Source organism: Streptacidiphilus sp. MAP12-33 (genome assembly GCF_041261265.1).
Classification (GTDB): domain Bacteria; phylum Actinomycetota; class Actinomycetes; order Streptomycetales; family Streptomycetaceae; genus Streptacidiphilus.
On the sequence record NZ_JBGCCA010000009.1, the window covers coordinates 183,653 to 210,614 of the forward strand.

At 72.5% G+C, this 26,962-nt stretch carries 22 protein-coding genes and 2 tRNA genes; 15 read left to right on the top strand and 9 right to left on the bottom strand.

What is annotated here, in order from left to right; all coding sequences use genetic code 11:
- Nucleotides 1–14: 14 nt before the first annotated feature.
- Complete coding sequence (locus ABH931_RS11925; protein ID WP_370112341.1) at nucleotides 15–887, bottom strand: PhzF family phenazine biosynthesis isomerase; 873 nt, start codon at nucleotides 885–887, stop codon at nucleotides 15–17.
- A gap of 127 nt (nucleotides 888–1,014) precedes the next feature.
- On the opposite strand from ABH931_RS11925, the gene ABH931_RS11930 reads away from it, so the two are divergent.
- The 5 genes from ABH931_RS11930 to ABH931_RS11950 all read left to right on the top strand — a co-directional run bounded on the left by ABH931_RS11930 (nucleotide 1,015) and on the right by ABH931_RS11950 (nucleotide 5,532).
- Nucleotides 1,015–1,088 (top strand) — tRNA-Lys (locus tag ABH931_RS11930).
- A gap of 66 nt (nucleotides 1,089–1,154) precedes the next feature.
- Nucleotides 1,155–1,805, top strand: coding sequence for a nucleoside/nucleotide kinase family protein (locus ABH931_RS11935; protein ID WP_370112342.1), 651 nt, complete (start codon nucleotides 1,155–1,157; stop codon nucleotides 1,803–1,805).
- Nucleotides 1,806–2,112: 307 nt separating this feature from the next.
- Nucleotides 2,113–3,396: a phosphodiester glycosidase family protein gene (locus tag ABH931_RS11940; RefSeq protein ID WP_370112343.1), complete on the top strand. Its 1,284-nt coding sequence runs from the start codon at nucleotides 2,113–2,115 to the stop codon at nucleotides 3,394–3,396.
- Nucleotides 3,397–3,470: 74 nt separating this feature from the next.
- Entirely contained in the window at nucleotides 3,471–4,427 is a 957-nt protein-coding gene (locus ABH931_RS11945; protein WP_370112344.1) for a decaprenyl-phosphate phosphoribosyltransferase, read from the top strand.
- A gap of 64 nt (nucleotides 4,428–4,491) precedes the next feature.
- Nucleotides 4,492–5,532, top strand: coding sequence for an NAD(P)-dependent alcohol dehydrogenase (locus ABH931_RS11950; RefSeq protein WP_370112345.1), 1,041 nt, complete (start codon nucleotides 4,492–4,494; stop codon nucleotides 5,530–5,532).
- A gap of 289 nt (nucleotides 5,533–5,821) precedes the next feature.
- On the opposite strand, the gene ABH931_RS11955 is transcribed toward ABH931_RS11950, so the two are convergent.
- The 3 genes from ABH931_RS11955 to ABH931_RS11965 all read right to left on the bottom strand — a co-directional run bounded on the left by ABH931_RS11955 (nucleotide 5,822) and on the right by ABH931_RS11965 (nucleotide 7,747).
- Complete coding sequence (locus tag ABH931_RS11955) at nucleotides 5,822–6,781, bottom strand: cation diffusion facilitator family transporter (protein WP_370112346.1); 960 nt, start codon at nucleotides 6,779–6,781, stop codon at nucleotides 5,822–5,824.
- Between the two features lie 105 nt (nucleotides 6,782–6,886).
- Nucleotides 6,887–7,330 carry a universal stress protein gene (locus ABH931_RS11960; RefSeq protein ID WP_370112347.1) on the bottom strand — a complete coding sequence of 148 codons (444 nt, stop codon included), beginning with the start codon at nucleotides 7,328–7,330 and terminating at the stop codon, nucleotides 6,887–6,889.
- A gap of 102 nt (nucleotides 7,331–7,432) precedes the next feature.
- Nucleotides 7,433–7,747, bottom strand: a complete 315-nt coding sequence (locus ABH931_RS11965) for a chorismate mutase (protein ID WP_370112348.1) — start codon at nucleotides 7,745–7,747, stop codon at nucleotides 7,433–7,435.
- A 90-nt stretch (nucleotides 7,748–7,837) separates the two neighbouring features.
- Between ABH931_RS11965 and ABH931_RS11970 the strand changes: the two genes are divergently transcribed.
- Together ABH931_RS11970 and ABH931_RS11975 are read left to right on the top strand one after the other, a co-directional pair.
- Nucleotides 7,838–7,911: transfer RNA gene (locus ABH931_RS11970), tRNA-Lys, on the top strand.
- Between the two features lie 75 nt (nucleotides 7,912–7,986).
- Nucleotides 7,987–8,793 (top strand): putative protein N(5)-glutamine methyltransferase, encoded by an 807-nt coding sequence (locus tag ABH931_RS11975; protein ID WP_370112349.1) that lies wholly within the window; start codon nucleotides 7,987–7,989, stop codon nucleotides 8,791–8,793.
- A gap of 449 nt (nucleotides 8,794–9,242) precedes the next feature.
- Here ABH931_RS11975 and ABH931_RS11980 read toward each other — a convergent pair whose 3' ends face one another.
- Nucleotides 9,243–10,487, bottom strand: a complete 1,245-nt coding sequence (locus ABH931_RS11980) for an MFS transporter (RefSeq protein WP_370112350.1) — start codon at nucleotides 10,485–10,487, stop codon at nucleotides 9,243–9,245.
- A gap of 386 nt (nucleotides 10,488–10,873) precedes the next feature.
- On the opposite strand from ABH931_RS11980, the gene ABH931_RS11985 reads away from it, so the two are divergent.
- The 4 genes from ABH931_RS11985 to ABH931_RS12000 all read left to right on the top strand — a co-directional run bounded on the left by ABH931_RS11985 (nucleotide 10,874) and on the right by ABH931_RS12000 (nucleotide 16,008).
- The gene (locus ABH931_RS11985; protein ID WP_370112351.1) at nucleotides 10,874–11,671 is read left to right on the top strand and encodes a VOC family protein; all 798 of its coding nucleotides are present in this window, start codon (nucleotides 10,874–10,876) and stop codon (nucleotides 11,669–11,671) included.
- A 92-nt stretch (nucleotides 11,672–11,763) separates the two neighbouring features.
- Nucleotides 11,764–12,189: an OsmC family protein gene (locus ABH931_RS11990; RefSeq protein WP_370112352.1), complete on the top strand. Its 426-nt coding sequence runs from the start codon at nucleotides 11,764–11,766 to the stop codon at nucleotides 12,187–12,189.
- 133 nt (nucleotides 12,190–12,322) lie between these two features.
- Nucleotides 12,323–14,239: a putative bifunctional diguanylate cyclase/phosphodiesterase gene (locus ABH931_RS11995; RefSeq protein WP_370112353.1), complete on the top strand. Its 1,917-nt coding sequence runs from the start codon at nucleotides 12,323–12,325 to the stop codon at nucleotides 14,237–14,239.
- 323 nt (nucleotides 14,240–14,562) lie between these two features.
- Nucleotides 14,563–16,008, top strand: coding sequence for a glycoside hydrolase family 26 protein (locus tag ABH931_RS12000; RefSeq protein WP_370112354.1), 1,446 nt, complete (start codon nucleotides 14,563–14,565; stop codon nucleotides 16,006–16,008).
- A 38-nt stretch (nucleotides 16,009–16,046) separates the two neighbouring features.
- Here the strand turns inward: ABH931_RS12000 and ABH931_RS12005 are convergent, their stop codons facing one another.
- The gene (locus ABH931_RS12005) at nucleotides 16,047–17,876 is read right to left on the bottom strand and encodes an APC family permease (protein WP_370112355.1); all 1,830 of its coding nucleotides are present in this window, start codon (nucleotides 17,874–17,876) and stop codon (nucleotides 16,047–16,049) included.
- 460 nt (nucleotides 17,877–18,336) lie between these two features.
- On the opposite strand from ABH931_RS12005, the gene ABH931_RS12010 reads away from it, so the two are divergent.
- Nucleotides 18,337–20,073: a cholesterol oxidase substrate-binding domain-containing protein gene (locus ABH931_RS12010; protein WP_370112356.1), complete on the top strand. Its 1,737-nt coding sequence runs from the start codon at nucleotides 18,337–18,339 to the stop codon at nucleotides 20,071–20,073.
- Nucleotides 20,074–20,115: 42 nt separating this feature from the next.
- Nucleotides 20,116–20,862 (top strand): crotonase/enoyl-CoA hydratase family protein, encoded by a 747-nt coding sequence (locus ABH931_RS12015; RefSeq protein ID WP_370112357.1) that lies wholly within the window; start codon nucleotides 20,116–20,118, stop codon nucleotides 20,860–20,862.
- Between the two features lie 52 nt (nucleotides 20,863–20,914).
- On the opposite strand, the gene ABH931_RS12020 is transcribed toward ABH931_RS12015, so the two are convergent.
- Nucleotides 20,915–21,298, bottom strand: coding sequence for a hypothetical protein (locus tag ABH931_RS12020; protein WP_370112358.1), 384 nt, complete (start codon nucleotides 21,296–21,298; stop codon nucleotides 20,915–20,917).
- A 264-nt stretch (nucleotides 21,299–21,562) separates the two neighbouring features.
- On the opposite strand from ABH931_RS12020, the gene ABH931_RS12025 reads away from it, so the two are divergent.
- Nucleotides 21,563–23,908, top strand: a complete 2,346-nt coding sequence (locus ABH931_RS12025; protein WP_370112359.1) for a PQQ-binding-like beta-propeller repeat protein — start codon at nucleotides 21,563–21,565, stop codon at nucleotides 23,906–23,908.
- A 23-nt stretch (nucleotides 23,909–23,931) separates the two neighbouring features.
- On the opposite strand, the gene ABH931_RS12030 is transcribed toward ABH931_RS12025, so the two are convergent.
- Together ABH931_RS12030 and ABH931_RS12035 are read right to left on the bottom strand one after the other, a co-directional pair.
- Nucleotides 23,932–24,555 carry an FMN reductase gene (locus ABH931_RS12030; RefSeq protein WP_370112360.1) on the bottom strand — a complete coding sequence of 208 codons (624 nt, stop codon included), beginning with the start codon at nucleotides 24,553–24,555 and terminating at the stop codon, nucleotides 23,932–23,934.
- A 29-nt stretch (nucleotides 24,556–24,584) separates the two neighbouring features.
- Complete coding sequence (locus ABH931_RS12035; protein WP_370112370.1) at nucleotides 24,585–25,679, bottom strand: LLM class flavin-dependent oxidoreductase; 1,095 nt, start codon at nucleotides 25,677–25,679, stop codon at nucleotides 24,585–24,587.
- Nucleotides 25,680–25,842: 163 nt separating this feature from the next.
- Here ABH931_RS12035 and ABH931_RS12040 point away from each other — a divergent pair, with 163 nt between their 5' ends.
- Entirely contained in the window at nucleotides 25,843–26,571 is a 729-nt protein-coding gene (locus ABH931_RS12040; protein WP_370112361.1) for a MerR family transcriptional regulator, read from the top strand.
- Nucleotides 26,572–26,962 lie beyond the last annotated feature (391 nt).

Genomic DNA, 26,962 nt, shown 5'->3' on the forward strand with positions numbered 1-26,962 from the left:
GGCCGTTCCCGCACTCAGATGCGGACGGCCGTCCCCGAGACGCGGATGCGGTCCGTGCCCCGCACCGCCTCGACGCTCAGCAGGCTGAGCCGTCCCATGTCCTCGCCCTGCCGGATGGTGAACCCGGCCGCCGCGGGCAGCGCCCCCAGCTCGCGCAGGTAGCCGCCGAAGGCGGCAGCCGCGGCGCCCGTGGCCGCGTCCTCGACCACGCCACCGATCGGGAAGGGATCGCGCGCGTGGTACAGCGCGTCGCTCTCGCGCCACACCAGCTGGAGGGTCGTCCAGCCATGACGGTGCATCACCTCGGCCAGGCCGTCGAAGTCGTAGTCCAGCGCCCGCAGCCGCTCACGGGTCGAGACACCGAGGACGAGGTGCTCGACTCCGCCGAAGGAGACGTGCGGCGGGAGCGACGGCTCCAGGTCGTCGCGCGACCAGCGCAGCGCCGCCAGCGCCTCGTCCAACTCGGTGTCGCTCGCGGGGCGGGTCCGGGTCGGGACGCTGGTGAGCGTGGCCCGGACGGCGCCGGTTGCGTCCCGGGCGGTGTCGAGGGTGATCTCGCCGGCCTTGGTGTCGAAGACCAGCGGCCCCTCCCCGAGCAGCTCGGCCAGCGCCACGGCGGTGGCGACGGTGGCGTGGCCGCAGAAGTCGACCTCGACGAGCGGGCTGAAGTAGCGCACCCGGAAGCGGCGCGCCGCGTCGTCCCGCGCGGTGACGAAGGCGCTCTCGGAGTAGCCGACCTCGGCCGCCACGGACAGCATCGCGTCGTCGGCGAGCGTCCGCGCGTCGAGGACCACCCCGGCCGGGTTGCCACCCGCGGGATCTGTCGAGAAGGCGGTGTACCGGAGGATCTCGGGCGAGGGTGCGGCAGAGGGCACGGAAGTCGTCATGAGGCCCACGCTGGCACGCGCCGCCCGGCCGGGGCAACCATGATCGTCAGCGGGCCCCGAACGGGCGCCCCGGGAACCCGATTCGGTGTTTCACTCCCTGGTCATGTAATGTCTTCCTCGTCAGCAGGCGCCGCTAGCTCAGTTGGTTAGAGCAGCTGACTCTTAATCAGCGGGTCCGGGGTTCGAGTCCCTGGCGGCGCACAGACAGCCGAAGGGCTCCCTCGTTCAGACGAGGGAGCCCTTCGGCATTTCCGGGCAGGGAGCGCGATGGACCGGCAGCAACTGGTCGAGGCGGCCGCCGCGCTCACGCCCGCACCCGGCGGCCGCGCGCTGCTCGGAATCGCGGGCGCGCCCGGTGCCGGCAAGTCCACGCTCGCCGTCCGTCTGGTGGCCTCGCTGCGCGACCGGCTCGGACCGGACGCCGCCGCCTACGTCCCGATGGACGGCTTCCACCTCTCCAACGCCCAGCTGGACCGTCTGGGCCTGGCCTCCCGCAAGGGCTCCGCGCCGAGCTTCGACGTCTGGGGCTATCTCGCGCTGCTGCGGCGACTGCGCGCGGCGGTTCCCGGCGAGCCGGTGTACGTGCCGGACTACGACCGGACCCTGCACGAGCCGGTCGCGGCACGCCATCTCGTCGCGCCGGAGACGCGGCTGATCGTCACCGAGGGCAACTACCTCGCCGCCGGTCCGGCGGGCGGCCCGGGCTGGGCCGAGGTGCGCGAGCAACTGGACGCGCTCTGGTTCCTCGCCACCCCGGACGCCGTGCGCGACGCCCGCCTGCTGGCCCGCCAGCGGTCCGGCGGCCTGGACGCGCGGGCCGCCCGCGCCTGGGTCGACACCAACGACCACCCGAACGGCGAGCTGGCCAAGGCCCACATCGGACCGGACGTCCGGATCGTCACCGTCGACCCCCAGTAGGGCGCCGACCCGCGCCCTGTCCCCTCGCTCCACCGCCCGGACTCGCCACCGCCCGGACTCGCCACCGCCCGGACTCGCCACCGCGCCCGCGCGACGGCGAGTCCGGGGCGGCGCGTCTGCCTGCGGGTTCTTGCGGGGCGTCAGATCGGGTAACCCGTCCTGCCTAGTCGAACAGGCGGCTCCGCTTCCGTATTCCTAGCGTGGGATCAGTCGGCCGCCGGTGACCCGCGTCACCCCCGCACCCACCGCGGAGGCCGACTCTCCCGTGCTCAGCGCGCTCCGCGCGCCCGGCTGGAAGTAGGTCCGCGTGGGTATACCAGCGTCGCCCGAGTCCGTCTCGGAGAACCCCGCCGAGGAGCCCGCGCAGCCCGAGGATGCACAGATACCGCCCGGGCAGCCCGAGCCGGCAGTCGAGCCGGCAGTCGAGCCGGGCCGGCCGAAGAAGAAGCACTTCCGGCGGACCCGCCGCCTGCTGCGGATGCGCACCGTCCAGGCCGTGCTCGCCCTGTTCGGGATCTTCTTCGTCTGGCTCTGCTGGTCCATAGGCTCCGCCCTCGCCGCGCCGGGCGACGACAGTGTCGTCGCGCGCGTCGCGGAATGGGCCCGTGACCACCACCTCGGTCCGGTGGTGACCTTCCTGGAGGACCAGCAGTACAAGGCCCACCCGCCGAAGATCGGCGGCAAGCCGACGATGGCGCTGACGCCGAACGGCGCGCCGGTGCAGAACAACACCACGGGCAAGCCCACGCTCAAGCCGATCGTCCCGGCCCGGCTGGTCTCCCCGGCCGGGGCGCCGCTGCCCGGCGAGGGCACCTGGCAGACCCTGGGCAGCGTCGACGGCACCCCCGCCCTGCTCGGGGCGTTCCTGCGGCCCGACAACGAGCACACCTCGTACGTCGCCGCCGTGGTCTCCATGGACCAGCGCCTGCTGCGCTTCGCGCTGCACCCGGGCGAGTCCGACCCCGGCGCGGGCAACTGGGGTGTGCCGCCGTCCATCCCCGCCGGTCAGCGCACGGGCCTGCTGGCCACCTTCAACGGCGGCTTCAAGGTCATCAACGACGAGGCGCAGGGCGGTTTCTACCTCAACGGGAAGACCGCCGGCACCCTGACGAACGACGCCGCCTCCCTGGTCTTCACCAAGGACGGCAAGGCCACCGTCGCCGACTGGGGCCGGGACGCGACGCTGACGCCGAACGTCACCGGGGTGCGCCAGAACCTCAAGCTGATCGTCGACCACGGCAAGGTCCCCGAGAGCGTCGACACCAACGTCGAGAGCGGCTGGGGTCTGACGATCGCCGGCAAGTACTTCGTCTGGCGCTCCGGTGTCGGCGTCACCAAGGACGGGCGCCTGCTGTACGCGTACGGCCCGGCGCTGTCCGTCCGCACGCTGGCGGACCTGCTGGCGAGCGCGGGCGCGGAGCGGGCGATGCAGCTCGACATCAACCCCGCGTGGATGTCCTTCATGTACTACAAGCCGCAGCCCAACCCGGCCAACCCGACCCCGGTCAAGCTGCTGCCGGACCAGGAGCGCCCGGCGAACCGGTACTACGAGGACACCTCACGCGACTTCACCGCGGTGTTCGCGCGATGAGCTCCCCGCAGCCGCTCCCCCAGCCCGTGCGGCCGACGCAGCCGGCGGTACCACCGATGCCTGCGTTGCCTGCCTTGCCTCAGTTGCCGCCGCTGCCCATGGACGTCGACGTCGTCCGCCGGGCCACCTGGGTCCGCGTGCCGTCGGCGCTGCTGCGGACCGCGCGCCCACGCCAGTGGGTGAAGAACCTGCTGGTCTTCGCGGCTCCGCTGACCGGCTCCGAGCTGACGGCCCGCCAGTTCGAGGCACGCGGCGGCAGCGCGCTCGGCGGCGCGGCCCTGGCCTTCGTGGCGTTCACGCTCGCCTCGTGCGCGGTCTACTTCGTCAACGACACCGTCGACGCCGAACGCGACCGGCAGCACCCCCGCAAGTGCCGGCGCCCGATCGCCTCCGGCGAGCTGAGCGAGGGCGCGGCGGTGACGGTCGCCGGCCTGTGCCTGGTGGCGGCCCTGACGCTGAGCCTGACCGCACCCGGTTACGGCCTGACCGTCGCGATCACCGCCTACCTGGTCACCTCGTTCCTCTACAGCCTCGGCCTGAAGCACCTGGCGGTGCTGGAACTGGTCCTGGTCGCCTCCGGCTTCGTGCTGCGGGCTCTGGGCGGGGCCGCGTCCTCCCAAGTGCCGCCCTCGGGCTGGTTCGTGCTCGTGTGCAGTCTGGGCGCGCTGCTGGTGGCGACCGCCAAACGGCACACCGAGCTGGCCGGCCTGGGCGGTCCGGCCGCGGCGCACCGGCCGTCGCTCCAGCACTACACGGCCTCCGGCCTGCGGGTCGCGCAGCGGGTCATCGCGCTGGCGATGGTCGCGGCGTACCTCGCGTGGGCGCTCATGGAGCCGGACCCGCGTGAGCGGGTGTGGCACGTGGCGACGCTGGTCCCGCTGGTCGCGGCGCTGGTCCGGTTCGACCGGCTCACCTCGCGCGGGACGACCAGCCACATCGAGGACCTGCTGATCCGGGACACCTGGATGATCCTTTTCGAGCTGTGCTGGCTGGTGCTGTTCGCCGTCGGCTTCGCGGCTCCGGCGATGTGAGGCGGGACTGGGAGACTGTCCGGGTCCCACTCAGGTTCTGACCTACAGGTGAGGAGTCCGGAGAGTGAAAGCGCTCCAGTACCGCAGCGTCGGCGCGGCGCCCGAGGTGGTGACCGTCCCCGATCCCGAGCCGGGACCGGGGCAGGTGCTGCTGAAGGTCAGCGCCGCCGGGGTCTGCCACTCCGACATCGCCGTGATGAGCTGGCCGGCCGAGGCCCTGCCGTTCCGGCTGCCGTTGACGCTCGGCCACGAGGGCGCGGGTGTGGTCGCGGCGCTCGGCGCGGGCGTGACGGGGGTCTCGGTCGGCGAGTCGGTGGCCGTCTACGGCGCCTGGGGCTGCGGGGTGTGCGCCAAGTGCGCACAGGGCAGGGAGAACTACTGCCTGCGCGCCAAGCAGTTGGGCATCGCGGCGCCCGGGCTGGGCGCGCCCGGCGCGATCGCCGAGTACCTGCTGGTCGACAACGCGCGCCATCTCGTGCCCCTCGGCGATCTCGATCCCGTCCGGTCCGTGCCGCTGACGGACGCGGGTCTGACGCCCTACCACGCGATCAAGCAGTCGCTGCCGAAGCTGGTGCCCGGCAGCACGGCGGTCGTGATCGGGACGGGCGGCCTCGGCCACGTCGCGATCCAGTTGCTGCGGGCCTTGACGGCGGCGCGGGTCGTGGCGCTCGACATCAGCGCGGAGAAGCTCGCGCTGGCGCGCGAGGTCGGGGCACACGAGGTGGTCCTCTCGGACGCGAACGCGGCCGCGACGGTGCGGGAGCTGACCGGCGGTCTGGGCGCGGAGGCGGTCTTCGACTTCGTCGGTGCGGGCCCGACGGCGGCGACGGCCGGCGCGGTGGTCGCCGTGGAGGGTGACGTCACCATCGTCGGCCTGGGCGGCGGCAGCCTGCCCGTCGGCTTCGGCACGATCCCGTACGACGCGGCGGTCCGCGCGCCCTACTGGGGCAGCCGCGTGGAGCTGGTCGAGGTCCTGGACCTGGCCCGCGCGGGTCAGGTGGAGGTCCACGTCGAGACCTACACCCTCGACGAGGCCCCGCTGGCGTACGAACACCTCCACGAGGGCAAGATCCGCGGCCGCGCGGTGGTCCTCCCCAACGGCTGAGCCAGGCAAGCGAGCCGGTTGCCCTGCCCAGGAGCGCGGGGCTCTGCTGATGTGCGGCTTCGCCGCATCGGCGCGACCCCCAGCCTTCGGCCGGGAGGTATCGCAGAGGTGCCCTCCTCCGGCGTGCGGATGGTCCTGAACGTGCAGGGCCATCCGCACAGGGGGGTGCCCGCGCCCGCAGGCTTCTCCCCCGGCCGAAGGCCGGGGGAGAAGCCGCATATCGGCGGAGCCCCGCGCCCCCTGGAGGCTGCGCCTCCTGTAGTCGTGCGAATGACCCCCGGGCGAGAACTCAGCGGCCGCCCGGGGTGGCGGCGGGGTCGGGGCCGGCGGCGGCCTCGGCCTCGCTGTAGAGGTCGGGTTCGAGGTAAATGACGCGGGCCGTCGGCTCCGCCGACCGGACGCGGGCCTCGGCCGCGTTGATCGCGGCGGCGATCCGCCGCGCGCCCGCGTCCGCCGGGACGGCGATCTTCGCCGCGACGAGGAGCTCCTCCGGCCCCAGGTGCAGCGTGCGCATGTGGATGACCTGGTCCACGTCAGGCCCGTCCAGCAGCGCGGCCCGGATCCGGGCCACCACCTCGGGGCGCGCGCCCTCACCCAGCAGCAGCGACTTCGTCTCCACCGCCAGGACCAGCGCGATGCAGACCAGCAGCGCGCCGATGCAGATCGTGCCGACGCCGTCCCACACACCGTTGCCGGTGATGACCGCGAGCCCCACCCCGAACAGAGCGAGAACCAGTCCGATCAGCGCGCCGAAGTCCTCCATCAGGACCACCGGCAGCTCCGGCGCCTTCGCGGTACGGATGAAGCGGCGCCAGGACTGACGGCCCTTCAGCGAGCGTGCCTCGCCGATCGCGGTGCGGAAGGAGAAGCCCTCGGCGACGACCGCGAAGAGCAGCACCCCGACCGGCCAGTACCAGGCGTCGACCGGGTGCGGGTGACGGATCTTCTCGTAGCCCTCGTACAGGGCGAAGACGCCGCCGATGGTGAACAGAACGACCGAGACGAGGAAGCCGTAGACGTAGCGCTCGGCGCCGTAGCCGAACGGGTGCGCCTCGTCGGCGGCGCGCCGGGAGCGGCGTCCGCCGAAGAGGAGCAGCAGCTGGTTGCCGGAGTCCGCGAGCGAGTGGACGCCCTCCGCGAGCATCGACGAGGAGCCGCTGAACGCGAACGCGACGAACTTGGACACCGCGATCGCGACATTGGCCCCGAGGGCCGCGAGGACGGCCTTCGAGCCACCGGAGGCGCTCATGGGCGAAAGGCTCCCGTCATGCTCCGAGCGGATTCTCTTACCGCTCTTACTTACCTGGGCGGGCAACACCGTAGAGCATGGTCGCTCGCACGAGCGAGTGCGGGGCTACGGCACGACGGTGACCGGCCAACGGCCCGCCTTGACCAACCGGACACCGACCGAACCGACGAGCCGGTGGCCCGCCTTCTGCGAGGCGCCGATGACCACGGCGTCGGCCTTGAGCTGGTCGGCGAGGTCGACGACGCCCTGGTAGGGGTCGCCCGGCTGGCTGTAGAACTCCCACCGCAGGCCCTGGCCCTCCGGGACCCGCTCCGCGGCCTGGCGGATCTCCGCGAGCAGCTTGTCCGCGACCTCCTGCTCCGCCTGCACGACGGCGGCGCCGACATCGGCGCCGCCCATCGCGCTCAGCGGCTGCACGTAGACCAGAGCGAGCTTGGCGCCCTGCCGGCGGGCCAGCCCGGCCGCGTAGGCGGCCGCCCGCATCGAGGAGTCGGAACCGTCGATCCCTGCGACGATCACCGACGGTCCGTCCGTCCCGAGCTCGAACATCTCACCCTCCAGCGCTGGCGGCCCGTGTGTCCGCCTCGACCCTACGCCGAAGATCGTCCGGCGGTGGGAGGGTCAGCTCGGGTCGTGGTGCGCGGCCGCCCGTCAGTCCTCGGCGGCGATCTGCTCGTGGTGGCGGATCACCTCGGCGATGATGAAGTTGAGGAACTTCTCCGCGAAGGCCGGGTCGAGACGGGCAGCGGCGGCGAGCTCGCGCAGCCGCTCGATCTGCTCGCGCTCCCGCCCGGGGTCGGCCGGCGGCAGCCGGTACTCGGCCTTGAGACGACCCACCTGCTGGGTGCACTTGAAGCGCTCCGCCAGCATGTGCACGATCGCGGCGTCGATGTTGTCGATGCTGCTGCGAAGGCGCTCCAGCTCCGCCTTCGCGTACGAGTCGACCTCGGCGTGACTCTCGGACATGCACTCCCCTGTGGATCCGGACTGAATGGGCGGCCAGGATACCGATTCGGCATTTCGCGCGGGTTCCTGTAATGTCTTCCACGTCAGCAGGCGCCGCTAGCTCAGTTGGTTAGAGCAGCTGACTCTTAATCAGCGGGTCCGGGGTTCGAGTCCCTGGCGGCGCACAGACGGTTGGAAGGCTCTTTCGCTTCGGCGGGGGAGCCTTCCGGCGTTTCCACGCATGGATGCCGGAGGCACGGATGACGGCCCCTCTCCACTCCCCGCTCTACCCCGGCATCGTGGCGCGGCTGCGCGCGGCGGGCTGCGTCTTCGCGGAGGAGGAGGCGGAGCTGCTGCTCGGTGCGGCGGAGTCGCCGGAGGCGGTCGAGGCGCTGGTCCTCCGTCGGGCGGAGGGCGGCGAGCCGCTGGAGTACGTGCTGGGCTGGGCCCGCTTCTGCGGGCTGCGGATCGAGGTGGACCCGGGTGTGTTCGTGCCCCGGCCGCGCACCGAGTTCCTCGTCGAGCGGGCCGCGGCGGAGGCCCGGGACGGCGCGGTCGTCGTCGACCTGTGCTGCGGCAGCGGCGCGTTGGGCGCGGCGCTCGCCGAGCGGCTGGGCGCGCCGGACCGTCCGGCGGAGTTGCACGCGGCGGACATCGACCCGGCGGCGGTCCGCTGCGCGGCCCGCAACATCGCCCGCTACGGCGGCCACGTCTGGGAGGGCGACCTGTTCACGGCCCTCCCCGGGTCGCTGCGCGGCCGGATCGACGTGCTGCTCGCCAACACGCCGTACGTCCCGACGCAGGACATCCCCTTCCTCCCCTCCGAGGCCCGCGACCACGAGGCCCGGGTCGCCCTGGACGGCGGGACGGACGGCCTCGCGGTGATGCGGAGGGTCGCGGCGGCGGCCCGGGAGTGGCTGGCCCCCGGCGGGATCGTCCTGGTGGAGAGCAGCGACCGGCAGGCCGCGAGCGCGGTCGCGGCGTTCGCCGCGGGCGGGCTGGACGCGCAGGCGGTGTCCTCGGACGAGTACGAGGCGACGGTCGTCGCGGGACGCCGAGCGTGGTAGCCCGGTGCGGTCCTTGCACAACGGGCCAGTTGCACCACCGGGGCACGAGGAGTCCTGCGCCGACGGCCAGTGGCACGACCTCAGGGGCGCGAGGAGTCCTGCGCCGACAGCCAGTAGCACGACCTCAGGGGCCCGGGGAGTTCCGCGCCGACAGCCAGTAGCACTGCCTCAGGGGCGCGAGGAGTCCTGCGCCGACAGCCAGTAGCACTGCCTCAGGGGCGCGAGGAGTCCTGCGCCGACAGCCAGTGGCACGACCTCAGGGGCGCGAGGCTCCGCTGACTTGCGGCTCCTCCCCCAGCCTTCGGCCGGGAAGTGCCCCAGAGGTGCCCCCTGCGACATGCGGATGGTCCGGGGCGTGCAAGGCCATCCGCACAGGCGGGTTTCTCGCGCCCACGCGGCGGAGCCGCATATCGGCAGAGCCCCGCGCCCCTGAAGGCGCCCGCGGCGCCTCAGGTCGAGGCGTGGGCGGGTTCGCGGCGGGAGGCCGCGACGGTGCGGGTGGTGGCCGTCGGGACGAGGAGGCCGCGGAAGGCCAGCAGGGCGGCGAAGCCCAGGGCCGCACCCGCCGCCGGGACGAGGAAGCCCGCCGCCGCGCCGTGGGCGTCGATGAGCCGGCCGGCGACCGTGGAGCCGAGCGCGAGGCCGAGACCGATCGCGCCGGTCAGCCAGGTGAAGGCCTCCGTCTTCGCTCCCGCGTCGACCAGCGTCTCGACCAGCGTGTAGGCGGAGATCAGCGTCGGGGCGATCGCCAGGCCGCAGCAGAACGCCGCGATCGCCAGCGTCAGCAGGTTCGGCATCGCCCACAGCGTGGAGGTGCCCAGCACCAGGGCCGCATACGCGGCGACGAGACGGAAGCGCGGCGAGCGCTTCCAGCGGATCGCGCCGAACGCCGTGCCGGCGAGCACGCTGCCGGCGGCGAAGAGGCCGTAGACGACACCACTGAGGCCGGCCTGGCCGGCCGCCTCGCTGGCGGCGGTGATGGAGACCTGGAGCGCGCCGAAGACCGAGCCGACGCCGAGCAGCGCGACGACCAGCAGCCGGACGCCGGGGCGCGACAGCGCGGACGCCGCGGCTGCCTCGGCCGCGTCGCGGACCGGCGGGGCCGTGCGACGCTGCGCGGCGAAGGCGAGGCCGCCGAGGACGGTGAGCCCGGCCTCGGCCGTGAGGCCGGCCGCCGGGGCGATCATGGTGCAGAGCGTGGTGGCGAGGACCGGGCCGAGCACGAACGTCAGCTCGTCCGTCACCGACTCGAAGGCGAAGGCGGAGGAGATCGCCTCGGGGCGGCCGTCGAGGGCGTGCAGCCAGCGGGCGCGGACCATGGCGCCGATCTGCGGAAGGGACGCGCCCGCGAGGCCGGCCGCGACGAAGAGCGACCACACCGGCGCGCCCGACAGGGCCAGCACGATGAGGGCGACGACGGAGCCGCCGTGCAGGACGAGGCAGGGAAGCAGCACCGGTGCCTGGCCGTGGCGGTCGGCGAGGCGCCCGGTCAGCGGGGCGCCGACGACCTGGGTGATCGAGGCGACGGCCGCGACGGCACCGGCCGTGGTGTAGGAGTGGGTGGTGTCCAGCACGAGCAGGACCGTGCCGAGGCCGAGCATCGCGTAGGGCAGGCGCGCGACGAAGGCGGGCAACAGGAAGGTCCAGGCGCCGGGGGTGCGCAGCAGCGCACCGTAGCCGAACGGACGGGCCATGGGGGGAGGTCTCTCCGCTGCCTGGTAGCGCGGGAGCATGTGGGTGGTGCCCCGGCGCCGAGGGTCGTCCTCTGGTGCGTCGACCGGGGTAGATACCGCGCACCCGGCACCGGAAGGGTGCGGGCGGGGGCCGCCGAGCGGTCTAGCCGACTCTGCTTCAGGCAGATGTAGCTGGTCTCGGTAGATCTGTCGACCAGTGTACCCGATGTGGTGTGACGCGCGTAGACAACAGGGAAACGTGAGTGGAACACGTGCACAACGCACGCAGCGTAGCCAGATGGACGCATGTGGTTGCGATGGCCGAAAGAGAGCGGAATCGTATCTTCCGATCCCGGCGGCACACCGGCGGCAGCCCACCCACCCCACCCCGAACCCCGGAGGGCCCCATGCCCGACGTCACCTCCTATCCCGACGGCGCCCCCTGCTGGGCCGACCTGAACGCCCCCGACCTGGAGAGCGCGCGCCGCTTCTACGGCGCCGTGCTCGGCTGGGAGTTCCAGGACAAGGGCCCCGCGTACGGGCACTACACGATGTGCCTGTGGAAGGGGAAGCCGGTCGCCGCGCTGATGCCGCCGCCGCCCAGCGCCGAGAGCCTGGCGCCCGCGTGGAACGTCTACCTGCGCACCAGCGACGTGGACGCCACGATCGCCGCGGTCGAGGCGGGCGGCGGCAAGATCGCGATGGGGCCGCACGACGTGCCGGCCGCCGGACGGCTGGCGTTCGCCTTCGACCCGCAGGGCGCCTCCTTCGGCCTGTGGCAGCCGGAGGGGCACGAGGGCGCCGCGCTGTACGGCGAGCCGGGCGCGATGTGCTGGAACGAGGTCTACTCGACCGCGGGCGGCGCCGCCGACGCGTTCTACGCCGGACTCTTCGGCTACCAGCAGGAGCAGATCGGCGACGGCACCAACTTCGACTACACCGTCTGGACCCCGCCCGGCTCCGACCGGCAGTCCTGCGGCCGGCTCCGGGCGACGGACCCGGCGAACGAACTCGCGGCGGGCGGCGGGCAGCCGTTCTGGTCGGTGTACTTCGCGGTCGCGGACGTCGACGAGACGGCCCAGCAGATCAAGGCACTCGGCGGCTCGGTGCTGCACGGTCCGTTCGACTCCCCCTACGGGCGGGTGTGCGTCGCGGGCGACCCGTCCGGCGCGCACTTCTGCGTCATGACCCTCGCGGCACGGTGACGGCGCCGTCGTCCCCCTGAGCGGCCCCGGTCGCTCCTAGGATGGTCGACGGTCTGTCAACCGATCACCGAGCATCGAACGGAGGGCCACCTGTGGCCACCACCCGTACCGCGCACACGACCTGGGACGGCAACCTGCTGGAGGGCAAGGGCGTCGTCGTCATGGATTCCTCCGGGATCGGCGAGTTCCCCGTCTCCTGGCCTTCGCGCGCCGAGCAGGCGAACGGGAAGACCAGCCCGGAGGAGCTGATCGCCGGAGCCCACAGCTCCTGCTTCTCCATGGCCCTCTCCCACGGCCTGGCCCAGGCCGGCACTCCGCCGACCCGGCTGGAGACCAAGGCCGACGTCACCTTCCAGCCCGGCACCGGCATCACCGGCATCCACCTGACGGTCGTCGGTACCGTTCCGGGCCTGGACGAGGCGGGCTTCGTCAAGGCGGCCGAGGACGCCAAGGCCAACTGCCCGGTGAGCCAGGCGCTGACCGGCACGACGATCACCCTGACCGCCTCGCTGGCCTGAGGCGCTCACCGCACACCCACTCCCCCGAACGGGCGAAAAGGGGCGCACGCGTCCCGCGCGTGCCCCCCACGAGGGGGTGAATCGGCCCCGGAATGCTGGATTGCTTCCGGGGCCCCTGCCTACGATCGCCACCGTGCGTAGTGGCCCCTCCGGTCCCCCCGGCTCTCCTGAGGATGTCGGCGCCCTCGGCGCTCTGGACGCCCTCGGTCAGCCGATGACGCTCACGGAGCCGTTCGCGGTGCTGGGTCGGCTCGAGGAGTTCCGGCCGCCGTCGGGCGGCAGTGCGTCGGACGGCAGTGCCACGGCAGGGGACGGCAAGGAAACCAGTGGCCCGGTGGATCGGCGTCGTCTCGAGGACGCGCTGCGGGCCAGCGAGAACCGCTTCCGGGCGGCCTTCGTCGACGCCGGCATCGGCATGGCGCTGGTCGACCGGGACGATCTGATCATCGAGGCCAATCCGGCCCTGGCGGAGATGCTCGGGCGCACCGTGCCCGAGCTGATGAGGATGCACATCCACCAGCTGATGGATGTGGAGGAACGGGCCCGCCACCTCTACCGGCAGCTGGTGCGCGGCGAACGGGACCGTGTCCGGCTGGAGAAGCGGCTGCGGCACCGCCAGGGGCACGCGGTCTGGACGAACATCACCGTGTCGCTGATCCGCGACTCCACCGGCGAGCCGCTCTACACGCTCGCCATGGTGGAGGACGTCTCGGAGGCGCGTCGCCTCGGCGACCGCCTGCACTACCAGTCGATGCACGACCCGCTGACGGGGCTGCCGAACCGGGCGCTCTTCTTCGACCGCCTGGCCGACGCCTGCGCCGAGTCGGACCAACGGATCGGGCTGTGCTACCTGGATCTGGACGGGTTCCAGGCGGTGAACGACACCCTCGGGCATCCGATCGGGGACGAGCTGCTGGTGGCCGTGGCGCGCCGGCTGGAGCGCCGGCTCTCGCCGCGCGGACATCTGGTCGCGCGCGTGGGCGGGGACGAGTTCGCGGTGCTGGTGCCGCGCAGCGCGGGGGCGGAGGAGCTGACGGCCCTCGCGGCGGAGGTCGTCGAGATCCTCGGCGCGCCCTACGACCTGGCGGGCCAGCGGGTGGCCGCCACGGCCAGCGTCGGCGTGGTGGAGCGCCCGGTCTCGGGCACCTCGGCGACGGAGCTGGTCAAGGACGCGGACGCGACGCTGTGCTGGGCCAAGTCGGACGGCCGGTCCCGCTGGGCGCTCTACGATCCGGAACGGATCGCCTCGCAGATGACCCGTCAGGTCCTGGCGACGACGATGCTCCCCGCACTGGAGCGGGACGAGTTCCTGCTGGAGTACCAGCCGCTGGTGGAGCTGGCGAGCGGCCGGATCCAGGGCGTGGAGGCCCTGGTGCGCTGGCGGCATCCGGAGTTCGGACGGCTGGCGCCGGATCGTTTCATCCAGATCGCCGAGGAGACGGGCGCGATCGTCCCGCTGGGCCACTGGGTGCTGGAGACGGCCTGCCGCCAGGCCCGCGGCTGGCTCGACCGCTTCCCCGACGCGCAGCTGCTGGTCAGCGTGAACCTGGCGGCACGGCAGTTCCGTGACTCCGACATGGTCGCCGACGTGGCCGAGGTCCTGGGCCGCACCCGCCTGCCGGCGCGGCTGCTGCAGCTGGAACTGACCGAGAGCGCGGTGATGGGTCCTGCGGGCCGCCCGGTGGAGGCGCTGCACGCGCTGGACGCGATGGGGGTGCGGATCGCCATCGACGACTTCGGCACGGGCTACTCGAACCTGGCCTACCTGAGCCGGCTGCCGGTGCACGTGCTGAAGCTGGCGAAGTCCTTCGTCGAGGGGCTCCGTGAGGACGCAGAGGAGTGCGCGGGCGCGCGGGACGCGGTGGACGAGAAGATCGTCACCGCGCTGGTGCGGCTGGCCCATGTTCTGGGCATCACCGTCACGGCGGAGGGCGTCGAGGGCGCGGGGCAGGCGGAACGCCTGCGCCTGACGGGCTGCGACACCGCCCAGGGCTGGCACTTCGGCAAAGCCGTCCCGGCGGACCAGATCGACCTTCTGCTCAGCCATTGATCCAAGGCCCAGTTGCCCCATCCAAGGGCGCGGGGCTCTGCTGATCAGCGGCTCCGCCGCGGGGCGCGAGAATCCCCCGGCCTTCGGCCGGGAGGTGCCCTCTCCCACGCAGGTGGAGCCCCGAACGCGCAGGGCCATCCGCTCGTCAGTGGTTGCTCGCGCCCGCGCAGGGGGCACCTCCCGGCCGAAGGCCGGGGGAGGTGCCGCACATCGGCAGAGCGCCGCGCCCCTGGATGGGGCAACGCACCCGATCGAGTGACTCGTGACGCTCATTCAGCTTGCACGTCGCGCACTGACGGTTCATCAGTCCATACGCTGAACGCATGTCACAGCGTCGCCTGCTCGCGGTTCTGGCTCTTGCCATGAGCGCGCTGCTGCTCGCCTTCTCCGTCGGGGCGCGATGGCTCGCGCCCGCGCCCGGGGTGGGGCTGGGACGGATCCGCAGCGGAGACGCACTGCTCTCCACCCCGGACACGTCACCGTGGTCGGACCCGACCGTCCTGCCCGCCCACGCGGTGCCCTTCGGAGCCTTCGTCGGCTCCGACTTCGCCGCCGACCGGCAGGCCCGGCTCTCCGTCTGGCTGCACAACGCCGACCTCCAGGTGGGCCACACCTACCTGCCGGGCAACAACTGGTCGGACATCGAGGGAGCGCCCTCGCTCCTCGCGCCCTGGGCGCAGTGGCGGCAGGCCAGGCCGGACCGGCTGTTCGTGCTGGCCGTGCCGATGCAGGCGCAGAACGAGGACGGGCTGAGCGACGACGACGTCGCCTCGCTGCTGCAGCAGGCCGCGGCCGGGGCCAATGACGCGCACTTCTTGACCCTGGCCCGGCGCCTGGTCGCGCTCGGCGTGCCGGACACGGTGATCACGCTGGGCTGGGAGATGAACGGCATCACCTACACCAGCCGCTGCGGGCCGGACCCGACGGACTGGAAGGCCTACTGGCGGCGGATCGTCAACGTCATGCGCAGCGTGCCGGGGCAGGAGTTCCGCTTCGACTTCACCGTGAACCGGGGTCCGGACGCCCACCCCTGGACGGACTGCTACCCGGGCGACGACGTCACCGACATCATCGGGACGGACAACTACGACCAGGGGCCCGGCGACACCTTCGCCGACTACGTGACCGAGCAGTACGGGCTGCTGGACCAGGTCCGGTTCGCCGCCCAGCACCACAAGCCGGTCTCCTACCCGGAGTGGGGCATGTTCCGGCACGGTGACGACCCGGTGTTCATGCGCGACATGATCAACTGGATCGAGACCCACGACACGCTCTACCAGACGATCACCGACTACTGCCCGCACGGCGTGCTGAACTGCGACGCCAACCCGGAGTCGAGCGCGATCTACCAGCAGATGCTGTCGGACCAGCCGCCCGCGCTGCCCACGCCCACGCCGACCCCGACCGCGTCGCCCTCCGCGTCCGCCTCGGGCTCCCCGTCCGCCTCGGCGTCGGCCTCCGCGTCCCCGTCGGTCTCGGCAACGACATCCGCCTCGGCGTCCGTCTCTGCCTCCGCCTCGCCGAGCGGGAGTCCGTCCGCGTCGCCCGGTGCGAGCGCCTCCCCGGGTGCCGGAGTCTCGCCCAGCGCGAGCCCGGTCGTGCCGCCGGCCGCGGGGACGCCAGTACCTGCGGCCAGCCCGTCCTGCCACCGGCGGCGTGACGCCGATCCCTGCGCCGGGCTCCGGTCGCACCGACCGCCGGTCGGGCACCCGCACCCCGTGCCGCAGCCCGTCGCGCGCGGCAGGGACAAGCTGCCCGGTCGTTCCTGAGCTCCGCCCCTGACGGCCTCAGCCGACCTCAGCCGGCCTCAGTCGGCGCCTGCCGCCTCGAGCGCGGCGACCTCCTCCTCGGTCGCCGCGCTCACCGGCACGTCGGGGTGACGGAACCAGGAGCCCTGGACCGCCCACTGGATCAGCATCAGCACGAAGCCGAGCACCAGCGCGCCGATGCCGATCACCGAGACGCCGCCGACCTTGCCGACGACCGGCAGGGTCATCGAGGTGTGGCCGTAGTTCGGGTCGGCGTAGACGTCGAAGGCGGCGTAGCAGAAGAAGTAGAGCAGCATCAGGCCGCCGAGCAGCGGCAGGATGCCCTTGAACCACAGGTCGCGGGCGCTGCGCCGGAGCACCTTGCGGAAGTACCAGAAGCAGGCGAAGCCGGTCAGGCCGTAGTAGAAGGCGATGCCGAGGCCGACCGAGGAGATCGAGTCGGCGAGGACGTTGCCGCTGATCCGGGTCAGCATCACGTAGAACGCGATGGAGACCAGGCCCATCACCACCGTGGACCAGGTCGGGGTGGCGAAACGCGGGTGGACCCGGCCGAAGTGGGAGGGGATGGCCTTGTGCAGGGCCATCGAGAAGCTGGTGCGCGCGGTCGGCAGGATCGTGGTCTGGGTGGAGGCCGCCGCCGAGGTCAGCACCATGAAGATCAGCAGCTTGGACAGGAACCATCCGAGGCCCGCGTTGCCGAAGACCGCACTGCCGAGGCCGGAGAGCACGTCCCCCGAGTTGTCCGCGTTGGCCAGGCCGATGCCCTTGTCACCGACGCCCGCGAAGGCCTGCGCCGAGGTGGAGACCAGGGCGTAGATGATCAGCAGCAGGACGGTGGAGATCACCGCCGCCCGGCCGGGGGTGCGGGTCTTGTCGGCGGTCTCCTCGTTGACGGAGACGGCCGTGTCCCAGCCCCAGTAGATGAACACCGCGGACAGGACGCCGGCGGTCAGCGCGCCCGCCGTCGGCACCTGGAACGGGTTGAACCAGGAGCCGGAGATGTGGATCGCCGTGCTGGGCGCGTTGCTGCCGTAGGCCTTGACCAGGGCGGTGATCGAGAAGAGGGCCAGCATGGCGACCTCGACGCAGAGCAGCACGCGCTGCAGCGCCGCGGAGATCTCGATGCCGATGTAGCAGATGAAGGTCATCAGGATGATCCAGACCACCCCGGCGATCGTGGTCCACAGGGCGCTGGAGGCCAGGCTCGCGTGTCCGACCAGCTGGAAACCGTAGGAGCCGGCGATCTGGGCCAGATTGGCCATGACGATCACGTCGGCGACGATGATGCCCCAGCCGCCCATCCACCCCGTCCGCGGTCCGAAGGCGCGGGCGGCCCAGGTGAAGGTCGTGCCGCAGTCCGGGTCGACCGCGTTCATCTCCTTGTACGCGTAGGCGATGAGCAGCATCGGGATGAACGCCAGGATCGTGATGATCGGCGCCTGGAGCCCGACACCCACGACGATCAGGCCGAGGGTCGCCGCGAGGCTGTAGGCCGGGGCGGTGGATGCCAGGCCGATCGCGACCGAGGAGAACAGACCGAGGGCATTGCCGCGCAGCCCCTTCTCGCCCGAGCCGGAGCCGGAGACCTCGCCGGGCGAGACCAGGACGGTGGCGCCGGAGGAGATCCCCGGGCCGATGAGCTGGCCGGGACTGAAGTGGTGCTCGTGGTGCTCGCCGCCCGCGTGGCGGCCGTGCGTGCCCGCGTCCCCGGGACTGCCGGGACTGCCGGGACTGCCTGGGCTCCCGGGACTGCCGGACGCGCCGGGGTCCGGGGTCCCCGCGGGGCCGGAGAAGCCCGGGGTGCCCGTGGAGCCCGAGGGATCTGCGGGGCCCGAGGGGCCTTCGGGGGGCGGAACGGAGTTGCTCATAGGACCCTCCACGCGGACGCGGCGCCCGGCCCGTCGCGCTGCGACGGGACCGGCACAGAGCCGACAGCGGGCCGGCACAGGGCGGACAGCGGGCCGACAGCGGGCCGACGCGGGGCCGGAACGGGGTCGGAACGGGGTCGGCACGGGGCCGGAACGGGGTCGACGCAGGATCGTCGCGGGCGCTTTGGGTCGTTTACGGCTAATCCTCCCCCCTCAGGTAGGTAATCCGCACGGGCGACCGCATTGACTTCTTCGGCGTTGCGCTCGAATCTCGCTTTCACCCATCGCCACCCGACTGTCCCGCCGTGCCCGCATCGCCGGCGTGACGCCCGCGCGGGACCGCACCGCCCGGCGCTTTCATCCATCCCTTCCCGCCGTGTGTCGGCGTGCGCCCCCGACCACTCTCGGCCGCCCGCGTCCACACGGCTGTGCTCCCACCCGAGCCGACCGGAGGACAGTCATGGATCAGCACGACCGCGCGCGTCTGTCGCGCCGCGCCTTCCTGGGCGCGACCGCGGCAGGCGCCGCCCTGGGAGCCGCCTCGTGGACGCCCGCCTTCAGGGTCACACCCGCGGAGGCGGCCACCGCGGCCCCCCCGAACTTCCCCGCCTCGATCTCCGTCTACCAGCAGGCCTTCCGCAACTGGTCCGGAGAGATCCAGCTCGACCCCACCTGGACCTGCGCGCCCACCAGCCCGGCGGACGTGGTCACCCTCGCGAACTGGGCCTACGCCAACGGCTGGCGGCTGCGCGCCAAGGGCATGGGCCACGGCTGGTCCCCGCTGCTGGAGCCGAACGGCGCCACCGGCAACTTCGTGCTCGTCGACACCACCCAGCACCTGACCGCCGTCACGGTGAACCCGGGCTCGCCGGCCAGCGTGACCGCGCAGGCCGGGATCACCATGACGAGCCTGCTGACCACCCTGGAGGGCGCCGGCTACGGGCTGACGAACACGCCCGCGCCGGGCGACCTGACCCTCGGTGGCGTGCTCGCGATCGACGGCCACGGCACCTCGGTGCCCGCGAACGGCGAGACGCCGATCTCCGGCAAGACCTACGGCACGGTCAGCAACCTGGTCGTCTCCCTGACGGCCGTGGTCTGGGACCCGGGCAGCAGCGCGTACGTGCTCAAGACCTTCCAGCGCAGCGATCCCGACATCGGCGCCTTCCTGGTGAACCTCGGCCGCGCCTTCGTCACCGAGGCCACCCTGCGGGTGGGCGCGAACGTGCGGCTGCGCTGCGTCTCCACCTACACCACCCAGGTCACCGACCTGTTCGCGCCGCCCGCCTCGGCCGGGTCGAGCTCGTTCGCGGCGCTGGTGCAGCAGAGCGGACGGGTGGAGACGATCTGGTTCCCGTTCACGACCGTGCCGTGGCTGAAGGTCTGGTCCGTCACGCCCAGCAAGCCCTGGTTCTCGAAGGAGGTGGACAGCCCGTTCAACTACAGCTTCTCCGACTCGGTCAGCAGCCAGGAGTCGCAGTACATCTCCGACATCGTGGCGGGGAACGTGTCGGTGACGCCGACGTTCGAGAACCTGGAGATGAGCATCGTCGGCTCCGGGCTGATCGCCACCGGCACCTGGGACATCTGGGGCTGGGCCAAGAACACCACGCTGTACGTGCGTCCGACCACGCTTCAGGTCACCGCGAACGGCTACACCATCCTGTGCCGGCGCGCCGACATCCAGCGGGTGGTCAGCGAGTTCTACACCTACCTGAGCGGGCAGCTGAACACCTACAAGGCGGCCGGCCAGTACCCGATGAACGGCCCGTGGGAGGTCCGCGTCACCGGCCTCGACCACGCCGCCGACTGCGGCGTGGCGGGCGCCGTGGAACCGCTGCTGAGCGCGGTGAGACCGAGACCCGACCAGCCGCAGTGGGACACGGCGGTCTGGATGGACCTGCTGACGATCCCCGGCACCCCGCAGTCGCAGCAGTTCTACCGCGAGACCGAGCAGTGGGTGCTCTCCAACTACACCGGCTCGTACGCGGCGGTGCGCGCGGAGTGGTCGAAGGGCTGGGCCTACTCCGGCACGGCGTGCTGGGCGGACCCGACCGTCCTCGGCAGCACCATCCCCGGTTCCTTCCGGGCCGGGCAGCCGTCCACCGCCAACTGGGACACGGCGCTGGCGACGCTGGACCGGTACGACCCGGGACGGATCTTCTCCAACTCCTTCCTGGATACCCTGCTGCCCTGAGCCGCGCCTGAGTCTCAGGCGGTCGATACACGGGTGGTGCGGGTGAACGCAGTACGGATCGAACGCTCCGGGCCGGTGTGGACGGTCGTCCTCTCCCGCCCGGAGCGGCGCAACGCCGTGGACGGACCGACCGCGGACGCGCTGTACCGCGCGTTCGCGGAGTTCGACGCGGACGCGTCGGCGTCCGTGGCCGTCCTGTGGGGCGAGGGAGGCACGTTCTGTGCCGGGGCCGACCTCAAGGAGGCCGACGGTCCGCGGGGCAACACCCTCTCCCCCGAGGGCCCCGGCCCGATGGGGCCGAGCCGGATGCGGCTCGGCAAGCCCGTCATCGCCGCGGTCTCCGGCCACGCGGTGGCCGGCGGACTGGAGTTGGCGGTCTGGTGCGACCTGCGGGTCGCCGCACGGGACGCGGTCTTCGGGGTGTTCTGCCGCCGTTGGGGCGTTCCACTGATCGACGGCGGCACGGTACGCCTGCCGCGCCTGATCGGCGCGGGACGCGCGATGGACCTGATCCTCACCGGCCGCGAGGTCCTCGCGGACGAGGCGCTGGCGATCGGCCTGGCCGACCGGGTCGTCCCGGTCGGGACCGAGCGAGAGGCGGCGGAGCAACTGGCCCGTGAGATCGCGGGGTTGCCGCAGACGTGCCTGCGCAACGACCGCCGCTCGGCACGGGAGGCGGAGGGCCTGACCGAGGAGGCGGCGCTGGCGAACGAGTTCCGGCACGGGATGGCGACGTTGGAGACCGAGGGCCTCCCGGGCGCGGCGGCGTTCCGCAAGCGGGAGCGCTGAGCCGTGCCCGGGAGACCGGTGGCCGGTGGCCGGTGGCCGGTGGCCGGTGATGTCAGCCGCTGAAGCCGCCGAAGTTCACGTCGCTGACAGTGACCCAGTCACCGGACTGCTGCGGCGGGATGTACACGTCGGCCTCGTGGTTGGCCGTGGTGGTCTCGCAGTTGTGCCCCAGGAACGTGATGACGTTGACGGTCCCGGACCACCACCAGCCGGAGTCGGGGTTCTCGTGGTTCGGTGTCGGGAAGCACTGGCTCACGTACTGGCCGCTCTGGTTGTACCCGCCGATCCTGATCGTGTTCGCGACCCCCAGGGTGTCGACGAAATCGATCTGCTGACCGTTGCTGCCGGCGAACGCGGTGCCGGAACCGCCCACCATGCAGGCCAGGGCGAGGCCCGCGGTCGCGGCCGCGGTCACGGTGACACGGCGAAGAGACATGCGTGGAACTCCTGTCGGAGAGTCGTGTGTTCGGGGATTCCGCCGGCCGGAGCGGGACAACCGGAACCATGCGGCGACCGGCCCCGCCCTGGCAATGCCCAGCGGGCGTCCCAACGGATCCCGACGGATCATGAGACGGCTCACGCGTCTCGGTTCCGCCTGGCCAGCGGCGTTCCGGTGGGTGCGGTTTCCCCCGTGCCCCGTTTGTGATCCCCCAGCCCTAGAATCTGCGCCGACACAGTGTTGACTCACCGGGGGACCCGCATGCAGCCGCTCGAAGCTGACGATCCAGCCGTCATCGGTCCGTACCGACTGGTCGCGCGTCTCGGCGCCGGAGGCATGGGCCGGGTGTACCTCGCGCGCAGCGCCGGCGGGCGGACCGTCGCGGTGAAGGTCGTGCGCGCGGACCTCGCCGACAACCCGGACTTCCGCGACCGCTTCCGGCGCGAGGTCGCGGCCGCGCAGAGCGTCGACGGCGCCTACACCGCACCGGTGGTGGACGCGGACCGGGACTCCGCGACGCCGTGGCTGGCCACGGCGTACGTGCTCGGGCCCTCGCTGACCGAGGCCGTCGCGCAGTACGGGCCGATGCCCGAGGACACCGTGCGCGCGCTGGGCGCGGTCCTCGCGGAGGCCCTGACGGCCATCCACGGCGCGGGGTTGATCCACCGTGACCTGAAGCCGTCCAACGTGCTGCTCGCGGCGGACGGGCCCCGCGTCATCGACTTCGGCATCGCCCGCGCGCTGGACGGCGCGGGCGCCGCGTTGACCAGCACCGGGGTGGTCGTCGGCTCCCCCGGTTTCATGTCGCCCGAGCAGGCCTCCGGCAAGAGGATCGGGCCGGAGGGCGACGTCTTCTCGCTCGGCTCGGTGCTGGCCTTCGCCGCGACGGGGCACGGGCCGTTCGGTCAGGAGTCGGCGGCCTCGCTGCTCTACCGCGTCGTGCACGAGTCGCCGGACCTGGAGCGGGTGCCCGCCTCGCTGCGCGAGGCCATCGGCGCCTGCCTGGCGAAGGACCCGGCGGACCGGCCGTCGCCGGAGCAGCTGCTGCGCCTGCTCGCCCCGGACGGCGCGGCCGCGCTGCTGCGCGGTGGCTGGCTCCCGGCGCAGGTCGCCTCGGGCATCGCCCAGCACGCGGCCCGCGTCATGGAGTTGGAGACGCCCGCCCCCGCTCCGGCACCCACCCCGCGCGACCCGCGCGCCGGTGCCGCGGCGGCCGGGGCCGCGGACGGCGGCACGGTCGTGCTCGGCGGGGCGGCGCCCGACGCGAACGGCACCGTCGTGCTCGGCGGGAACGGCACCACCGGCAACGCGGGCGGCTCCGGCGGCGGCGTGCCCACCGGTCAGGCGGCCCCCATGCCCGCCCCCGCCACGCCGTCGCGGCGCAAGCTGCTCTACGGCGCGCTCGGCGTCGTGGCCGTCGCCGCCGCGGGCGGCGGGACCGCGGTCGCGCTCTCGCAGGGCGACTCCCCCAAGCCGAAGCCCACCAGCAACGACAACACCCACGGCTCCGCGAGCCCCACGCCCCAGCCGAGCCGCCCGCCGGGCGTCGCGCCGACGCCGGTCTGGACCTACCAGGCCAACCAGAAGGTCGACTGCCCGCCGGTGGTGCTGGGCCACAGCCTGCTGGTCACCGACGAGAGCCTGGTCGCGCTCGACCCGCGCTCGGGCGCCAAGCAGTGGACCGGACCGGCACTCCAGTCCGCGTTCCGGCAGCCGCCGTTCGGTTTCGGCGGCGGGTTCCTGGTGACGCTGCCCAGCGACGCCACCGAGACCCTCGCGGGCTACGACCCGGCCAGTGGCGGGCAGAAGTGGGAGGTCCGGGCTCCGGACCAGTACAGCCTGCACACCGTGCTCGGCGTCAACGACCAGGCCGCCTTCCTCGTGGCGCTGAAGTTCCCGCTGGATTCCAAGGGGAACGTGAACATCAGCGGCACCGCGCAGGAGGTCGTCCTCGCGGTCGACCTGCACTCACGCAAGCTGTTGTGGGAGCAGAAGCGCAACGTGACTCCGGGCGGCGGACAGGAGGTGCTGGGCTTCGCGACCGCCAAGTACCTGGTCTACACGAACGACAACAACAACGTGGTGGTCAGGGACACTGCCACCGGCAACCAACTGTGGTCCCAGGACTACGGCCTGAAGCTCTTCCCGAACCCGGAGATGCCACTGCTCGCCCAGGACGACCTGTATCTGCCGGGCAGTCAGGTCGTCGGCTACGGCCTGGCCAAGGGCGACACGGTGATGACGGCGCCGAAGCAGGGCAACATCGCCTACGGCAACCTCGGCTACGCGGACGGCACCATCTACTGCACCCTGGGGCTGGGGGCGGTGCTGGCACTGGACGCCCACACCGGCAAGCAGCTGTGGATGTCCGAGGTCCAGCTGAGCATCGACGCCAGTCCGCTGGTGGTCGTGCAGGACACGGTGTTCTGCACGGTCGCGACGGCCACGGGCGGCGACGCGATCGCCGCTCTGGACCGCGGCAACGGCCACGTGCTGTGGACGTTCACCGACGCCGGCAGCGGCGAGGACGACTGGTGGTGCGCGACGGACGGCACGATGCTGTACGTCGCGCACGACAACCACGTCTACGCCCTGCCCTCGCGCTGACCGGCGCTTCGGACGGCATGGCCTTACGGCACCCGGAGCGCGGCGAGCTGCTGCTCGAACGGGACCACGTCCGCGAAGGCGTCGGCGCGCCTGGTCCGCGCCGGCTGCCGGAGCAGGACGGCGGCCAGCTCGTCGGCCGCGCGGTCGATGTGCTGCCCCAGGCCGTTCTGCTCCGCCGAGGCCCAGTCCTCGGAGGCGGCGAAGACGGCCGTGGGGACCACGGCCGCGCGCAGGTAGGCGAAGAGCGGACGCAGCGCGTGGTCCAGTGCCAGCGAGTGGCGCGCGGTGCCGCCGGTCGCGCCGAGCAGGGCGGGCTTGCCCGTGAGCGCGCCCTGCTCCAGCACGTCGAAGAAGGACTTGAACAGGCCGCTGTAGGAGGCGGAGAAGATCGGCGTCACGGCGATCACCGCGTCGGCGCCGGTCACCGTTCCGGTCGCGTGACGCAGCGCCTCGCCGGGGAAGCCGGTCACCAGGTTGTCGGCGATGGGGTGGGCGAGCTCGCGCAGTTCCACGTGCTCGATCCGCACCTCCCGGCCGGCGTCGGCCAGCTTGGCCCGGACCGCCTCGGTGAGGCGGTCGGCGAGCAGGCGGGTGGACGACGGCTGGCTCAGTCCGGCCGAGACGACGGCCAGGGTGAGGGTTTCCACGGCGTTCTGTCCTTCCTTCCGGTCCTGCTTCAGGCCTGGACGGCGGCGGTCGCCCGCGCGGCGGCGAGCAGCGAGGCGTGCGTGGGCGCGTCCGGGACGTCGGCCGGGCGGTTCTTCGCGAACTCCTCACGCAGCACCGGGACGACCTCCTCGCCCAGCAGGTCGATCTGCTCCAGCACGGTCTTCAGTGGCAGACCGGCGTGGTCGACGAGAAAGAGCTGGCGTTGGTAGTCGCCCGCGTAGTCGCGGAAGCTCAGCGTCTTCTCGATGACCTGCTCCGGCGTGCCGACGGTCAGCGGGGTCTGCGCGCTGAACTCCTCCAGGGAGGGGCCGTGGCCGTAGACGGGCGCGTTGTCGAAGTAGGGCCGGAACTCGCGCACCGCGTCCTGGGAGTTGCGGCGCATGAAGACCTGACCGCCGAGACCGACGATCGCCTGCTCCGCGGTGCCGTGCCCGTAGTGGGCGAAGCGCGTGCGGTAGAGATCGATCATCTGCCGGGTGTGCTCCTTGGGCCAGAAGATGTTGTTGTGGAAGAAGCCGTCGCCGTAGTAGGCGGCCTGCTCGGCGATCTCGGGCGAGCGGATCGAGCCGTGCCAGACGAACGGCGGCACCTCGTCCATCGGGCGCGGGGTGGCGGTGAAGGACTGCAGCGGGGTGCGGAACCGGCCCTCCCAGTCGACGGTCTCCTCGCACCACAGACGGCGCAGCAGCGCGTAGTTCTCGACGGCGAGGGAGATGCCGTCACGGATGTCCTTGCCGAACCACGGGTAGACCGGGCCGGTGTTGCCGCGGCCGAGGATCAGATCGACGCGGCCGTCGGCGAGGTGCTGCAGCATCGCGAAGTCCTCGGCGATCTTCACCGGGTCGTTCGTGGTGATCAGCGTGGTCGAGGTGGAGAGGATGATCCGCTCGGTCCGCGCGGCGATCCAGCCGAGCATGGTCGTCGGCGAGGACGGCACGAACGGCGGGTTGTGGTGCTCACCGGTCGCGAAGACGTCCAGGCCTACCTCCTCGGCCTTCTGGGCGATGGCGACCATCGCCTTGATCCGCTCGCGCTCGCTCGGGGTGCGGCCGGTGGTGGGGTCGGGGGTGACGTCGCCGACCGTGAAGATCCCGAACTGCATCGTGCTCACCTCTCGTGGTTGTTGTTGAAAATTCAACCATGCTCTGGAACATCGCGCCACTCGCCGCCATTCCCGAGGGTGTGACAGCGATACTGTTGAGCCCGACGGAACGGAACGGACGGGACGGGACCGGTCCGGCATCGGCGGAGGCGGGGAGGCGAGCTTGGCGGTCGAGACGTGGTGGACGGTCGACGAGTTGGCGGCGCGCGCCGGGATCACGGTCCGCACGCTGCGCTTCTACGCCGCCAAGGGCCTGCTGCCGCCTCCCGAGCTGGGCCCGCGCCGGGTGGGCCGCTACGGTGTCGAGCACCTGGGCCGCCTGGAACTGATCGAGGAACTGCAGCGGCAGGGCCTGACCCTCGCGGCGATCGAGCGCTACCTCGCCGAGCTGCCCGACGACGTCGGCTCCCTGGACCTCGCCGTCCACCGCGCGCTGGTCGCCTCCTGGCAGCCGGAGACCGCCGAACGCATCACCCGTGAGCAGTTGGAACGCCGCGCGGGCCGGCCCCTCGACGACGCGGACCTCGACCGGCTCGCCGCGATGGGCGCCATCCGGCGCCCCGAGACGCCGGACGACCCCTGCGACGACTTCCCCGTGGACCCCGGCCTGCTCCCCCTCGGCCTGCGCATCCTGGACGTGCCGATCCCCCTGGAGACCCTGGTCGCCGCCCGCGCGGTCGTCCGCCTCCACAGCCGCGCCACCGCGCACGACTTGCACCGCCTCTTCCGCGACACGGTCTGGCGCCCCTTCCTCGCCTCCGACCCGGACGAGGCGGGACTCGAACGCATGAAGGAGCTGAGCTCCCACATCGAGCCCCTGGTGATCCAGGCCCTGGTCACCGCCTTCCAGCGGTCCCTGGCCGAGGAACTCGCCGTCCCGGCAGCGGAGTAGCGGCGCGGAAGCGGCGGCGGCAGGCCGGTGCCTGCGCTCAGCTCGCGGGCGCGAGGCTCTGCCCAATCAACTGCGTGCGCGAGCAACCACCGGCGTGCGGACGGCCCTGCGCGTTCGGCCTGCCACCTGCGTGGGTGGCTTGTCGCGCCCACGCAGGGGGCACCTCCCGGCCGAAGGCTCGGGGAGGAGCCGCATATCGGCGAGCCCCGCGCCCCCGGCAGTACAACGACCTGCGGGAGCTCAAGCCGAGGCCGGTCGCGCCCACGCAAGGGGCACCTCCCGGCCGAAGGCTCGGAGAGGAGCCGCATATCGGCGAGCCCCGCGCCCCCGGCAGTACAACGACCTGCGGGAGCTCAAGCCGAGGCCGGTCGCGCCCACGCAAGGGGCACCT

Excerpts from the sequence above, each read along its gene's own strand:
- ABH931_RS11925 (WP_370112341.1), bottom strand. The coding sequence starts at position 887 with ATGACGACTTCCGTGCCCTCTGCCGCACCCTCGCCCGAGATCCTCCGG.
- ABH931_RS11935 (WP_370112342.1), top strand. The coding sequence starts at position 1,155 with ATGGACCGGCAGCAACTGGTCGAGGCGGCCGCCGCGCTCACGCCCGCA.
- ABH931_RS11955 (WP_370112346.1), bottom strand. The coding sequence starts at position 6,781 with ATGAGCGCCTCCGGTGGCTCGAAGGCCGTCCTCGCGGCCCTCGGGGCC.
- ABH931_RS11960 (WP_370112347.1), bottom strand. The coding sequence starts at position 7,330 with ATGTTCGAGCTCGGGACGGACGGACCGTCGGTGATCGTCGCAGGGATC.
- ABH931_RS11965 (WP_370112348.1), bottom strand. The coding sequence starts at position 7,747 with ATGTCCGAGAGTCACGCCGAGGTCGACTCGTACGCGAAGGCGGAGCTG.
- ABH931_RS11975 (WP_370112349.1), top strand. The coding sequence starts at position 7,987 with ATGACGGCCCCTCTCCACTCCCCGCTCTACCCCGGCATCGTGGCGCGG.
- ABH931_RS11980 (WP_370112350.1), bottom strand. The coding sequence starts at position 10,487 with ATGGCCCGTCCGTTCGGCTACGGTGCGCTGCTGCGCACCCCCGGCGCC.
- ABH931_RS11985 (WP_370112351.1), top strand. The coding sequence starts at position 10,874 with ATGCCCGACGTCACCTCCTATCCCGACGGCGCCCCCTGCTGGGCCGAC.
- ABH931_RS12000 (WP_370112354.1), top strand. The coding sequence starts at position 14,563 with ATGTCACAGCGTCGCCTGCTCGCGGTTCTGGCTCTTGCCATGAGCGCG.
- ABH931_RS12005 (WP_370112355.1), bottom strand. The coding sequence starts at position 17,876 with ATGAGCAACTCCGTTCCGCCCCCCGAAGGCCCCTCGGGCCCCGCAGAT.
- ABH931_RS12010 (WP_370112356.1), top strand. The coding sequence starts at position 18,337 with ATGGATCAGCACGACCGCGCGCGTCTGTCGCGCCGCGCCTTCCTGGGC.
- ABH931_RS12020 (WP_370112358.1), bottom strand. The coding sequence starts at position 21,298 with ATGTCTCTTCGCCGTGTCACCGTGACCGCGGCCGCGACCGCGGGCCTC.
- ABH931_RS12025 (WP_370112359.1), top strand. The coding sequence starts at position 21,563 with ATGCAGCCGCTCGAAGCTGACGATCCAGCCGTCATCGGTCCGTACCGA.
- ABH931_RS12035 (WP_370112370.1), bottom strand. The coding sequence starts at position 25,679 with ATGCAGTTCGGGATCTTCACGGTCGGCGACGTCACCCCCGACCCCACC.